This is a genomic window from Bacillus sp. UNC438CL73TsuS30 (assembly GCF_000482325.1).
Taxonomy (GTDB): Bacteria; Bacillota; Bacilli; order Bacillales; family Cytobacillaceae; genus Neobacillus.
In genome coordinates, this window is record NZ_AXVA01000042.1 from 1 (window position 1) to 13,416 (window position 13,416).

The following is a 13,416-nucleotide window of genomic DNA, read 5'->3' on the forward strand; positions in this document are numbered from 1 at the left end:
GTAAGTGTCAGCCGAAACCGACTTTCAACTTTTCCTCATGAGAGGAAAAGGATTATCCGGTATTAGCTCCGGTTTCCCGAAGTTATCCCAGTCTTACAGGCAGGTTGCCCACGTGTTACTCACCCGTCCGCCGCTAACCAACAGGAGCAAGCTCCTATTGATTCGCTCGACTTGCATGTATTAGGCACGCCGCCAGCGTTCGTCCTGAGCCAGGATCAAACTCTCCAAGAAAGTTGATTTAGCTCGAATGTTACGTTGGCTTCATTTCAAAAGAAATGAATATTATTGTTTGTTGACGTTTTTGTTTGTTTAGTTTTCAAAGATCAATTTCTCACGATCGCTCAAAAGCGACTTTTAAAATATATCATCCGCAAAACGCATTGTCAACAACTTTTTTAAATTGCCTTTTACGTCAGCAGCGACGTTTATAAATATAACAGGATAATAAATATATGTCAACAATTCTTTTAAAAAAAGTTCACACAGGCTTATCCTTTTTTTCTACTCCTTTTATCTTTCCTCATATACTTTAAACATTCATTTGGTGAAGCCACCCGTCTGAATAAGGTGAATAATACTTTGTAACGTTCCTCCATTGCTCTTTTGACAATATGATCAATGCGGTCATCCCTTAAATCAAAGAGGATTTCATCCATCTCCCGCTTAATTAGATATTCCATCTCTTTCACTTCTTTTTCGTTAATTAGTATTCCTATCATCCAATAACCTCCAATGAAGTCTCTAGTTCTAGTAGTCTTTTCCAAATAATTCAATTTTATAATAAAAATCTTTATTCATATTATTAAAAAAGCAGGCATAAGTTGAGACAAGGATGGCAATGGACGAGGTGGTTAGGATGAATTTCTTTTATGTATTAAATGGTAAATCTCTTAAAAACATTTCTCTAATCTTAATTGCTGCATTTTTTACAGCCTGGTTCCTTTATATGCAGAATCTTGCCCAAATACCTGTTTTTTCAACTAAGGATGGACCGAAGGCAATTTATCGTGGCGAAAAAGACCTTGCTTTATCTTTTAATATTGGTTGGGGAGATGAAAAAGCAGAACCGATTTTAAACACACTAAAAAAAGAGGGGGTAAAATCAGCAACATTCTTTTTAGCTGGTTCATGGGCTGAACGGCACCCCGATCTAGTCAATCGAATTGTAAAGGAGGGTTATGAAATTGGCATCCTTGGATATGCCTATGAGGATTATAAAAGTTTGGAGGATGCTAAAATTCGCAGGGATATTTCTAAAGCACAAGAGGTTTTTACAAAATTAAATGTAAAAAATATCAAGCTCCTGCGTGCTCCCACTGGTCATTTTGATGAAAGAACCTTAAAAATTGCAGAGCGGTATGGTTATACCGTTGTTCATTGGAGTGTGGATTCACAGGATTGGACGAATCCTGGTATTAAGACCATTGTTGCTAATGTTGAAAAGGCTAAAAAAGGTGATATTGTTCTCTTACATGCTTCTGATTCAGCCAAGCAAACCAATAAAGCATTGCCGGCGATTATAGAGGAAATTCATCATAAAGGCTTGAAACTGGTTTCTGTTTCTGAAATGATTGCCAATGGCCATGTCAGTTCAAAAGAAATAAAATAAAAATTAACATACAAAAAACCGTCCCTGCTACTATTTAAAGGGACGGTTTTTTATTGGTTTTACTTTTTACCGCTTTATTGCTGCTGCTCCCAGCCGCAGTGCTCGTACGCTTTTGTCTTTCCTGTTCGGAACGTTCATTTAACTTATGAAGGATTAACAATTGATAGGCATTACAGGCCAGAAGACCAAAGACCATAAGGTAAACCCAGCTTCTTTCATTAACCCGTAGAACTGGAACCCATTCGACAACTGTTACAACAACCATAAAAAAGAGCGCGGGTATAAAAGCACTAAAATTTGTTTGTTTACTTTTAAACCAAGCTGCAGCCCCGCCAATCACTAAAGGAATTAATGCTACCCCTATATAGGGCATCATAGACTCTCCAGGCTTGGCAAATGCCTCATAACGCATATAAACCAAATCAAATAGGCAAAATAATATGAGGACGGATTGAACGCCATTCCAAAGTGTTGCAGACTTAAAAATACCTAATCCGAACCGATGAATCGTTAAATAAGCAAAAAAGCCCATTTGACTAATAACACTAAAAAGGAATCCCATCACAATTAACCAAATCGTCGTTGATAATATATCAATTAGTTTAAATTCAGTAAAATACTGCTGAAATTCACTCCAGCGAACAATAAAACCCACAATAGCTGTTGTGAGCCCGCCTACTAATAATGTGGTCAAAAATAGTTTTACCCAATTGCGGCTCGTCACACTTTAAACCTCCAAAATATAAAATGCATTCCTAATGATTGTACCAATCCAAATTTGAAAAATCCATATTTTAAAATCCTTTACGAATAATCTTTCATGATTTTCTTCATCCTAAAATTAAGGATTCTTATGTGAAAGGAGCTTTTCAAAATGAAAGCGAAAAGTATGCTGCTCCTCCTACCCATCATGATGTTGTTAACTAGCTGCGCATCCAATGAATCCAGCAGCGGAGGACAAATTGATTATGAGCAAACCAAAAAAATGGTTGTTGATATTCTTAAAACGGATGATGGCAAGAAGGCAATTCAAGATGTAATGTCCGATGACAGTATGAAAGAAAAGCTTGTGATGGACCAAAAAATGGTTTCACAAACGATTCAACAAACCCTTACTTCCGATAAAGCAACAACCTTTTGGAAAAAAACCTTTAATGATCCAAAATTTGCTCAAGGCGTTGCCAAGAACATGAGATCCGAAAATGAAAAATTGCTAAAGGATTTAATGAATGACCCTCAATATAGAGGTATGATGATTCAAGTTTTTAAAGAGCCTGAAATTCAAAAGGAATTAGCGGATGCACTAAAAAGTAAGGAATACCGGGAACATCTTCAAAAGGTCATAGCTGAAACCATTGAAAGCCCGTTATTTAAGGTCAAAATGCAAGAACTTCTGCTTAAGGCGGCCGAAGATGTAAAGGCGAATGCGAGTAGCAGTAAAGATAGCGGCAGTCAATCAAGTGGAGGACAAAGCGGTTCTGACAACAGCAGCGGAGCCTAATCATCCTATTCATTCAAAAGCCTCTTCCTAGTCAGGAAGAGGCTTTATTTATTACTTTTTTAAAAGGCTTGTCATTTTTTCAGCAATTTCTAAATAGATTTTTCCAATTGGATGATCTTCCTGATATACAGATGGTGCAAAATCTTCGTCATTCCAATCAGGCTGGTTAAGTGGCAGGCGTCCTAGAACTTCCGTATTTAGCTCTTCGGCTAATTTATCCCCGCCGCCACGGCCAAATACAAATTCCTTTTCACCTGTCAGCTTACTTTCAAAATAAGCCATATTTTCAATAACACCAAGGATTTCGTGTTCCGTACGAACAGCCATTGCGCCGGCACGGGCAGCTACAAAGGCAGCCGTTGGATGTGGTGTCGTAACAATAATTTCCTTACATGCAGGAAGCATCGTGTGAACATCCAATGCAACATCCCCTGTTCCTGGAGGCAAGTCTAATAATAAATAATCCACTTCGCCCCATTCTACCTCATTGAAGAAGCTGTTCAACATTTTTCCAAGCATAGGTCCTCGCCAAATGATTGGTGCATTATCTTCAACAAAGAAGCCCATTGAAATAACTTGAACTCCGAAACGTTCAACCGGAATAATTTTTTCCCCTCTAACTACCGGACGATTTGTGATCCCCATCATATCCGGAACACTAAAACCGTAGATATCAGCGTCAATCAGACCTACCTTTTTACCTAAACGGGCTAAGGCTACAGCAAGGTTTACAGATACTGTTGATTTACCTACGCCGCCTTTACCGGAAGCAATCGCAATAAAGGTTGTATTTTTTGAAGATAATAAGCCTTTATCCTCCGTTCCCTCTACTGCATGACGATTGGCTGCAAGTACCTCTTCGGAAAGCTCGCCAAAACGAATCCCTACTGTAGCTGCACCTGCTTCTTTTAATAGATTTACAATTTGCGTTTGCAATTGTAATTGTTCGGCAGTACCAGTTTTGGCAATGTCCACTTTTACACTGACGTGATTTTTTTCTTCTTTAATTTTTATTTCCTCAATTGCATTTAGCTCTGCTAATGTTTTATGTAAAAATGGCTCCTTTAAGCTGCCTACAATTTCACGGATTTTCGCTTCTGTTAGCATGTAAACAAACACCTCACAATTGAATTCGTTTCCAAAATCAAGTATACCATAACTCTCACTAAAAACAGTTAAATGAATCACACGTATACCCTATACCAATAATAGAAAGTCAAAGAAGATGAGCGATTGAGCCCATCTTCCTTAATCTGTTTCCTTTAATTCCTTTTCATTCGTAAAATAACGGATGATTCCTTTATAAATGGAAGCAGCCACTTTTTCCTGGTAGGAATCGATTTGGAGATTTGCCTTTTCAGCTGGATTGGATAAAAAGCCTACCTCAACTAAAACGCCGGGCTTCTTTGCATTTTTTAAAATATAGACATGACTTATAGGCTTTGCCTTTCGACTTGTATTTTCTAAATTACGTCTTAACTCATCTTGAATAAATTTTGCCGCTTTTGCATTTTCAGTATAATGGGGGGAATAAAAGGTTTGAGCCCCGCTCCATCTGGCAGAAGGAATAGCATTTAAATGAATACTGACAAAAAGATCATTATCAGAGCTATTGATCATTTTCAACCTTTGCTTCAGGTCTTCTACCTTTCTTCTGCTATATCCTTTTGTTGTAGGGTCTGCCAGATCTTCATCGATTTCCCTTGTCATCATCACTAGTGCACCATGCTGCTGAAGAAAATCTCTGACCTTAAATGAAATATCTAAAGCAATATCCTTTTCTAAGGTTTTTCCTTCACCGGCACCACCGTCAGGTCCGCCATGCCCGGGGTCAATGAGAATGATTTTCCCCGATAAAGGTAAATTCCATGATTTCCATGATTTATCCTCCATAAAATCATGTTGTAAAATCAGGAACAATAAAAGTAAACCCACAGAGAACCCTATAATTTTCAATCTTCTCTTCAGCAACCAAATCATTCCTTCCCGCTCGTCCATGTTCATTTAAATATATGGGACAAGGGGGAATTTTAGAACTAATGGAATAACCTAGTGAAGCCTTAGCTTATGCCGTCTTTCTCCTTTTTGATATCCATCGAGCCACCAGACGTGGATGTATTGTTCACAGAGATAGTATAGGGATTCGCTCATCGTACCTTCTTCTCCATTACCCCAATAAAGTAAAAAATTGAATAGGGTATCAATTAAATGCTTTTCTTCCTTATAGCAGCGTTTTTTTACCTCTTCAATATCTTCACCATAATAACCAAATTTGCTAAACTTTGCCCCTAATAGATAGGCTTCAAGTGCTACATCGTAACAGGCCTCCTCCACACCGGCATGCATCACAAAGCTTGATGTAATTCTTGATGAGCCAAAATAGTGCTGGACCCGTTCTTTTAAAGTTTTTATCGATAAGTCCTTTAAGACTGACCGCTCATATTTAATTTGTTTTTCCCGTTTTTTTTCTTTAAAGGTTGTAATGACTGTCACAGTTTTCACCTCTTAGGACTATTCTTCATCCCATAATCCTAAGAAATGCAAAATTTCCGCTGTTTTCAATTGCCAATTTTATGATTAGAAAAATCCAGCCAATATGACTGGATTTTAGGGAATTTAATTTTTCTTCAGCTATTTGGTCGCACTATTCAACACAATTCCATGCAAAGGCTGGGTATAAAAGCTCATGAAAGATTTTATAATTACACTGCTTCTTTATTTAGAACTTCAGTTACCAAACTAAACTTTGGTTTCGTTTTGCTAGCAATAAGGAATAATACAAATTGCACAATAGATAGGGCAATTAAAACATCAAGAACCAATCCATAGGAATGATTGATATTAAAAATCGCACCAGAAACAATTGGCGTGACTGCCGCACCTAATGAAATAAATATGGACACAACACCATATTTTGCACTAAATTCTTTTTCACCAAATAGTGCACCTGTGAGATAGGCAGGTGTAACCGTAACTGCTGTTGAACCGATTCCTGAAAAAATCGTATAAAGAATAGCTGACAGAACGATATTTGCTTTCATTAAAAATAGAAAACTTACAAGACTTCCTGCAGAAATGATAAATAATGTTGTGATTAATCCTAGCTTGTCAAATAATCGCCCAACTAAAAGCTTTCCGACAATGACCATTGCAGAGCCTAAGGATAATAGCAATGCCGCTGTTTTAGCTGTTGTACCGATTCCCGCTAAATATGGAGCAAGGTTAATCAACATTGTATTCACAACAATTCCGCCAACCAGAATAGCTAAACAAAGTGCCCAAAATGATATGGATTTTAATGCTTTACCTTGGGTTGTACCTGCTAATTCTCTATTAGGTTTACTAGATTTTACCTCACCAAGGGCCATTAAACCTTTGTCTGCCGGAGTTAATCGAATAACAAATACCGCAAATGGAATTAATACCACAGCGATTAGAATTCCTAAAACAAGATAGGCCGACCTCCACCCATAAGCTGTAATAAGCCAGTTAGTTAAAGGACTGAGAATTACACCGCCGAAACCGCTACCTGCTAAAGCAATCCCCAAACATAAACCACGTTTTTCATTAAACCAATTTGTGATAAGTACGGATGCTGGGATCATTGCCCCTCCAGATAAACCCGCACCCATCAGAACGGCAAATAAATAGAAATGAATCAGTTTCGTAGCAAATGAGAAGCCAATAAAGGCAGCAGCTGAAATTAGAATAAATAAGGTTAAATAGGCCCTTACATCCATCTTTTTCATTAGTTTACCTGCAAATGGACCTATAGCCATAGCAGCTAAAGCCATAATGGTAAAATACAACATAAATTGAGAGGCACTAAATCCGAGTTCTTTTGTAACAGGCAGGATAAATAATGAAACCAGGTTTGCAATCGGGGCATAAATGAAAGTCATAATCATGAAGGCTGCTACTACAATCCACCAACCGTAAAAAATTCCACCCTTTTTGTTCATATACCAACATCCGTCCTTTGCTAATTATTTTTGAAGAGTTTAAGGAATTAAAAATGTATTAGTCCCATAAAACATACGTCGCTGTAAAACAACTAAGTATTAAGCAAGAAAAAGTTAATATGAACCTGTTATCACTGCACCCCTTTCTATACTGAATGCCTTGGACATTATTTTAACAGACCATTTGAAAACGTTTTCCCTTGGTACTATAATAAAATGCAATTTTCATGCCAAAACTATCGTTTATTTTTCTTTTTGATTTCAAATTTTCAACAAAATAAAAAAACCCTTTAAAACCGGGCAATTTTTAATAAAAGTTTTTCCTTCTTATAAACGTAACGTAATTAACATAGAAATATTATTCCAAATTGTGCAAAAGGTCATGCAGCTAGTAAAAATATTTTTACAATTTGAGTAAAAAATATTTTACATTTTATAAAATTCAAAGGATATTATAGGGAATCAGATGAGGTTTCGTTGCAAATAAAAAAGACCCCCAACCAAATCGGTTGAGAGCCTTCCAAACGTTGATAATTAACGTTTTGAGAACTGAGGTGCACGACGAGCGCCTTTAAGACCGTATTTTTTACGTTCTTTCATACGAGCGTCACGAGTTAATAGACCTGCGCGTTTTAATGTTGGACGGTATTCTGGATCAGCTTGTAGTAATGCACGAGCAATACCGTGACGGATTGCGCCAGCTTGACCAGTGTAGCCACCGCCTTTTACGTTTACAAGAACATCGTAGCTACCTACAGTTTCAGTCGCTACTAATGGTTGTCTTACAACAACACGTAAAGCTTCAAATGGAATATAGTTTTCGATGTCACGATTGTTAATAACAATTTTACCTGTACCTGGAACTAAGCGCACGCGTGCAACGGAGCTCTTACGACGACCAGTACCAATATATTGAACCTGTGCCAAGTTAATTCCCTCCCTTTAAATTATCCGCGAAGTTCGTAAACTTCTGGTTGTTGTGCTTGGTGCTTGTGCTCAGCCCCAGCATATACGTGTAATTTTTTAAACATTTGACGGCCAAGAGAATTCTTTGGAAGCATGCCTTTAACAGCTAGCTCGATCATTTTCTCAGCATAGTTTGTACGCATTTCAAGAGCAGTTCTTTGTTTTAAACCACCTGGGTGTAAGCTGTGACGATAGTAGATCTTGTCAGTTAATTTCTTACCAGTTAGTTCAACTTTAGAAGCGTTGATAATGATCACATGGTCACCAGTGTCAACATGTGGAGTAAAAGTTGGTTTGTTTTTACCACGTAGAATTGATGCTACTTCAGAAGCAAGACGACCAAGAGTTTTGCCTTCTGCATCAATTACGTACCATTTACGCTCGATATTGTTGGCATTTGCCATAAATGTTGTACGCATGAGTTTCCCTCCTAATTAAATCCGTAAAAGATTATTCTTTCGCACCTTCAAAGCCTTAGCGTCCATTCTGTTCCGGGAATGAACCTTTAAGAAAGAAGTGCGGCTATTTTTTAAATCATATATTTTCAATCACGATGAAGACTTTCCGGGGCTTTATCGTGGGATTAAAAACACACACATATAATATAATAAATACTCTGGGGCTATATGTCAAGAAAATGTTACACCAGGATAGGTTGTTACTCGAATTTTTATTTGTAAAATACCTTCCATAAGTATAAACCGTGTGCTGGTGCTGTTTTTCCAGCAAACTTTCTTTCCCTCGCCTCTAAAACTTGGGATAGATCAGATGGCTTTCTATCGCCGGAACCGACCTCTAACAATGTTCCAACTATAATTCTCACCATATTATATAAAAAACCATTTCCTACAAAATGAAGGATAAGCATATCCTGATCAACCGTAATCTCAATCGATTCAATTGTACGAATTTTATCTTCTACCTCTGTCTTTGCGGAACAGAAGCTAGTAAAATCATGTGTCCCAAGTATATAGGGAACAGCCTCTCTCATCGCATCCACATTTAATTTATAAGGATACTGGTAGACATACTTTCGCTGAAACGGGTCTCTCTTAGTAGAAAGTCGCAGAACATAGCGATATTCTTTTCCAACAGCATCAAAACGCGCATGAAACGAATCATGCACCTTCTCAACCGATTGCACGGCAAGATCCTCTGGTAATAAAGAATTAAGTGCTGCCTCCCACCTATTCACAGGAATTTGAAGCGGTGAATCAAAATGAATCACCTGACCCTTTGCATGAACACCAGCATCTGTTCTACCTGAGGCAGCAACCTTCACAACATTCCCCTTATGGATTTTTGTTAGGACATTCTCTAGTACCAATTGGACTGTCCGTTTATTCGGCTGAATTTGATAACCGGAAAAGTCAGAACCATCATATGAAATAATGCATTTATAGCGGTGCATTTCGATTCGCCCCATTACGAACGTAATAAAATTAAAAGAATACATAGTATAAAAAGAATCACGATTTGACTGGAATCAAGGTTATTCCAGCTCAACTGCCGGTATTTCGTTCTACCTTCACCGCCACGGTACCCTCTTGCCTCCATCGCAACAGCCAACTCTTCTGCTCGTTTAAAGGAACTAACGAATAACGGAATAAGTAAAGGAATAACAGCTTTCATCCGTTCCTTAATGGGCCCGCTTGAAAACTCAACCCCTCTGGCAATTTGTGCTTTCATGATTTTATCCGTTTCCTGCATGAGAGTGGGGATGAATCGTAGCGCAATAGACATCATTAAAGCCATTTCGTGAACCGGAAAACGGACCTTTTTCAAAGGGTGCAAAAGCGTTTCAAGTCCATCTGTAATTTCAATTGGAGTCGTCGTTAACGTTAATAAGGATGTCATCAATATTAAGAAAAAAAACCTTAATGAAATGAAAATCCCCATCCTAAGACCTTCTTCATAAACCTTAACTGGACCTATATGAAAAAGAAGATTCCCTTCTTTCGTAAATAGAAGCTGCATGATAAAGGTAAATAAAACCAGCCAAATGATCGGTTTTAAACCGGTGTATAAAAAACGAACGGGAATTTTTGATAAACCAATCATAAAAAAAGTATAAATTCCAATTAGTGCATAGGTCATCCAATTGTTTGCCAGAAAAATAATACAGACAAATAAAAATATAATGATTAACTTAGAACGTGGATCCATCCTGTGAACAGCGGAATCTGCAGGTACAAATCGTCCAAAAATCATTTTTTCCATCATACCCGTTCACCTCTGCTTATTAGATCTATTACAGCAGAAGAAAGCTGTTCAATGGTTAAATAGGTTTTCCCAAGCTTTTTACCCATTGTTTTTTCAAGCTTAAGCTGAAAACGGACCACTTCTGGAACATCTAGTCCCATTTGGAGTAACTCTTCTGTAGCGGTAAAAATCTCCTCAGGGGATCCCTTTTTAACAACCTTTCCTTGTTGCATAATCACGATTTGTTCTGCATATTGAGCAGCATCCTCCATACTATGGGTAACCAAAATCGTAGAGAGGCCTCTTTCCTTATGCAAACGATAAAACATATCCATAATTTCCTTGCGGCCCCTTGGATCTAAACCAGCGGTGGGCTCATCTAAGACAATTACGTCAGGTTCCATGGCAAGGACGCCTGCAATGGCTACCCGGCGCATTTGGCCTCCTGATAGGTCAAATGGGGACTTTTCTAAAATTTCTTCTGATAGTCCAACTTGTTTAAGTGCAGTCCTTGCTCTCTCTTTTGCCTCTTGTTCAGAAACCCCAAAATTCATGGGGCCAAAAATAATATCCTTTTCGACGGTTTCTTCAAATAATTGATGTTCAGGGAACTGAAAGACAATACCCACCTTTTGCCGAATAGGTTTAAGATTTCTATTTTTTTGCTTGGCTTTTATTTCATGTGTTCCTATTACTACCAAGCCCGCAGTCGGTTGTAAAAGGGCATTTAAATGCTGTAATACGGTCGACTTTCCAGAGCCGGTATGCCCAATAACTGCCAGGTAGGTTCCCGTTTTAATATCGATTGAAACATCCTCAATGGCAAGCCGCTCAAAGGGGGTATTCACTTGATAACGATATTCTACATTCTGCAGTGAGATGTCCATAACTCTGTCACCAACTCTTCTTCCGTTAAATAATGTTTCGATAATTCAATTCCTTTTTGGCGGAAAGCTTTACTCATTTTCACGGAAAAAGGGATATCTAAACCCAATTGAATTAACTCTTCATCCATCGAAAAAATTTCCTCAGGGGTCCCCTCACGGTATACTTCCCCACGATTCATGACAATCATCCGATCAGCTTTAGCTGCCTCATCTAAGTCATGTGTGATGGATATAACAGTCAGCTGTTTTTCATCCTTCAACGTTCGGACAGTCTCTAACACTTCTTCTCTACCTCTAGGGTCAAGCATGGATGTCGCTTCATCTAAGATAATAATCGAAGGTCTAAGAGCTAGTACACCAGCAATGGCCACTCGTTGTTTCTGGCCGCCTGAAAGATGGTGGGGCTCTTGATTAAGAAATTGATCCATTTTGACTTTTCGTAAAGAATCTTCAACCCTCTGGACCATTTCATCCCTAGGTATTCCATGATTTTCTAAACCAAAAGCCACATCATCCTGAACAGTTGTCCCCACAAATTGATTATCTGGGTTCTGAAATACCATTCCTAATTTTTCCCGAATATTCCAAACAGATTCTTCCGTTAATTTTAACCCACAAACAGTAATCTCACCTTGCTGCGGAAATTGGAGACCATTTAAAAGTTTTGCAGTAGTAGACTTCCCAGAGCCATTATGGCCCACAATAGCCAGCCACTCCCCTTCGAAAATATCAAAGCTTACATTTTCGAGAGCATAGCGGTCCTGCGAATCGTATTTAAAAGATACATTGTCAAGGGATACAATTGGTTTTTTCATGAGTGATTTCCCCCTACTCAACTAAAACAGACTAAACTCAACTCATATTTTACTACATACAAAAAAAGCCTGCACCTCTTCCCTGGCAGGAACGAATATCATCTGCCGATTTAACAGGAATTCCAAAATGGAAATGGGAGAGGTGCATGAGCTAGACAAGACGTGAAAGGAATAATCTAATAAGGCCAATAGATATTCCTCCAGAGAGGCATTACTGCTTCATATGTGCTCCTAAAAATATAGGGGTCACGCTCATCGTAACGCTCTTTTTGGCTTGGTTCGTACGTATATAAGATATTGATACAGCAAAAGGGCAAAGAACAAGTTTCATTATAAACTGTCCAGCGCCCTTGTTGTCTGATAAGGAATTAAACTAACTCGATAATAACCATTGGCGCACCGTCACCGCGGCGAGGTCCAAGTTTCATAATACGAGTATATCCACCTTGGCGCTCTTGGTAACGAGGAGCGATATCAGTGAAAAGTTTTTGTAATGCGCTTGTATTATTCTCAACATCAGCAACCTCATTACGAACGTATGAAGCAGCTTGACGGCGAGCATGTAAATCACCACGTTTACCTAAAGTGATCATTTTTTCAACAGTTGAACGAATTTCTTTCGCACGAGTTTCTGTTGTTTCAATGCGCTCATTGATAATTAAATCAGTTGTTAAATCACGAAGCATAGCTTTACGCTGTGCACTTGTGCGTCCTAACTTTCTGTATGCCATGAAGGGTTCCCTCCTTTGTTGAAGTCATTAAAAAAATCATCGCAATCAGACGAATGCTTGAATGAACTAGTCGTCTTTACGCAAGCCTAATCCTAGTTCTTCTAGTTTCGCTTTTACCTCTTCTAGAGATTTGCGACCTAGGTTACGTACTTTCATCATATCCTCTTCAGTCTTATTAGCTAATTCCTGAACAGTATTAATGCCAGCACGCTTTAAGCAGTTATAAGAACGAACGGATAGATCAAGTTCTTCTATTGTCATCTCTAGAACTTTTTCTTTCTGATCTTCTTCTTTTTCAATCATAATTTCGGCATTTTGAGCTTCGTCAGTTAATCCAACGAATATATTCAAATGCTCGGTCAAAATCTTCGAACCAAGAGCAATCGCTTCTTTTGGCCCAGTGCTTCCATCTGTCCAAACATCAAGCGTTAGCTTATCATAATTTGTCATTTGACCTACACGAGTGTTTTCTACCTGATAGGACACCCTTGCTACCGGAGTATAAATAGAGTCAATTGGAATCACACCAATCGGTTGATCCTCACGCTTATTTTGTTCCGCCGGTGTATAGCCGCGTCCGCGTCTAGCAGTTAAACGCATGCGAAGATGACCGCTTGAAGCTAATGTTGCGATATGAAGGTCAGGATTTAAAATCTCAACATCACTGTCATGCGTAATATGACTACCCTTGACAGGACCTTCACCTTGAACATCAATTTCAAGTGTTTTCTCTTCATCAGAGT

16 protein-coding genes and 1 rRNA gene are annotated in these 13,416 nt (G+C 38.5%); 2 read left to right on the forward strand and 15 right to left on the reverse strand.

The window, feature by feature from the left end; translation table 11 throughout:
* Together M028_RS0113240 and M028_RS0113245 are read right to left on the reverse strand one after the other, a co-directional pair.
* Positions 1 to 231, reverse strand: a 16S ribosomal RNA gene (locus M028_RS0113240); the annotation flags it as partial.
* A 257-nt stretch (positions 232 to 488) separates the two neighbouring features.
* Complete coding sequence (locus M028_RS0113245; RefSeq protein WP_026574296.1) at positions 489 to 719, reverse strand: hypothetical protein; 231 nt, start codon at positions 717 to 719, stop codon at positions 489 to 491.
* Between the two features lie 137 nt (positions 720 to 856).
* On the opposite strand from M028_RS0113245, the gene pdaB reads away from it, so the two are divergent.
* A complete protein-coding gene (gene pdaB, locus M028_RS0113250; protein WP_026574297.1) occupies positions 857 to 1,609 on the forward strand; it encodes a polysaccharide deacetylase family sporulation protein PdaB in 753 nt (250 codons plus the stop codon).
* Positions 1,610 to 1,643: 34 nt separating this feature from the next.
* Here the strand turns inward: pdaB and M028_RS0113255 are convergent, their stop codons facing one another.
* Positions 1,644 to 2,333 (reverse strand): KinB-signaling pathway activation protein, encoded by a 690-nt coding sequence (locus tag M028_RS0113255; RefSeq protein WP_026574298.1) that lies wholly within the window; start codon positions 2,331 to 2,333, stop codon positions 1,644 to 1,646.
* 150 nt (positions 2,334 to 2,483) lie between these two features.
* Here M028_RS0113255 and gerD point away from each other — a divergent pair, with 150 nt between their 5' ends.
* On the forward strand, positions 2,484 to 3,110 hold the full coding sequence (gene gerD / locus M028_RS0113260) for a spore germination lipoprotein GerD (RefSeq protein ID WP_026574299.1): 627 nt from the start codon (positions 2,484 to 2,486) through the stop codon (positions 3,108 to 3,110).
* 51 nt (positions 3,111 to 3,161) lie between these two features.
* On the opposite strand, the gene M028_RS0113265 is transcribed toward gerD, so the two are convergent.
* From M028_RS0113265 to rpoA, 12 genes are all read right to left on the reverse strand, one after another.
* Positions 3,162 to 4,217, reverse strand: coding sequence for an Mrp/NBP35 family ATP-binding protein (locus M028_RS0113265; protein WP_026574300.1), 1,056 nt, complete (start codon positions 4,215 to 4,217; stop codon positions 3,162 to 3,164).
* A 141-nt stretch (positions 4,218 to 4,358) separates the two neighbouring features.
* Positions 4,359 to 5,078: an N-acetylmuramoyl-L-alanine amidase CwlD gene (cwlD, locus tag M028_RS0113270; protein ID WP_026574301.1), complete on the reverse strand. Its 720-nt coding sequence runs from the start codon at positions 5,076 to 5,078 to the stop codon at positions 4,359 to 4,361.
* Between the two features lie 81 nt (positions 5,079 to 5,159).
* Positions 5,160 to 5,603, reverse strand: a complete 444-nt coding sequence (locus M028_RS0113275; protein ID WP_026574302.1) for a YbaK family protein — start codon at positions 5,601 to 5,603, stop codon at positions 5,160 to 5,162.
* Between the two features lie 209 nt (positions 5,604 to 5,812).
* Positions 5,813 to 7,072, reverse strand: coding sequence for an MFS transporter (locus tag M028_RS0113280; protein ID WP_026574303.1), 1,260 nt, complete (start codon positions 7,070 to 7,072; stop codon positions 5,813 to 5,815).
* 534 nt (positions 7,073 to 7,606) lie between these two features.
* Complete coding sequence (rpsI, locus tag M028_RS0113285; protein ID WP_026574304.1) at positions 7,607 to 7,999, reverse strand: 30S ribosomal protein S9; 393 nt, start codon at positions 7,997 to 7,999, stop codon at positions 7,607 to 7,609.
* A gap of 20 nt (positions 8,000 to 8,019) precedes the next feature.
* Positions 8,020 to 8,457, reverse strand: a complete 438-nt coding sequence (gene rplM, locus M028_RS0113290) for a 50S ribosomal protein L13 (RefSeq protein ID WP_026574305.1) — start codon at positions 8,455 to 8,457, stop codon at positions 8,020 to 8,022.
* Positions 8,458 to 8,708: 251 nt separating this feature from the next.
* Complete coding sequence (truA, locus tag M028_RS0113295; protein ID WP_026574306.1) at positions 8,709 to 9,449, reverse strand: tRNA pseudouridine(38-40) synthase TruA; 741 nt, start codon at positions 9,447 to 9,449, stop codon at positions 8,709 to 8,711.
* A 14-nt stretch (positions 9,450 to 9,463) separates the two neighbouring features.
* On the reverse strand, positions 9,464 to 10,261 hold the full coding sequence (locus M028_RS0113300; protein ID WP_026574307.1) for an energy-coupling factor transporter transmembrane component T family protein: 798 nt from the start codon (positions 10,259 to 10,261) through the stop codon (positions 9,464 to 9,466).
* Positions 10,258 to 11,127 (reverse strand): energy-coupling factor ABC transporter ATP-binding protein, encoded by an 870-nt coding sequence (locus tag M028_RS0113305; RefSeq protein ID WP_026574308.1) that lies wholly within the window; start codon positions 11,125 to 11,127, stop codon positions 10,258 to 10,260. The genes M028_RS0113300 and M028_RS0113305 overlap by 4 nt, the downstream gene beginning before the upstream one ends.
* Positions 11,103 to 11,942 (reverse strand): energy-coupling factor ABC transporter ATP-binding protein, encoded by an 840-nt coding sequence (locus M028_RS0113310; protein WP_026574309.1) that lies wholly within the window; start codon positions 11,940 to 11,942, stop codon positions 11,103 to 11,105. The genes M028_RS0113305 and M028_RS0113310 overlap by 25 nt, the downstream gene beginning before the upstream one ends.
* Before the next feature lie 368 nt (positions 11,943 to 12,310).
* Positions 12,311 to 12,673 (reverse strand): 50S ribosomal protein L17, encoded by a 363-nt coding sequence (gene rplQ / locus M028_RS0113315; RefSeq protein WP_026574310.1) that lies wholly within the window; start codon positions 12,671 to 12,673, stop codon positions 12,311 to 12,313.
* A 66-nt stretch (positions 12,674 to 12,739) separates the two neighbouring features.
* Positions 12,740 to 13,416 (reverse strand): DNA-directed RNA polymerase subunit alpha (gene rpoA, locus M028_RS0113320; RefSeq protein ID WP_026574311.1); only part of this gene is annotated, 677 nt, incomplete at its 5' end.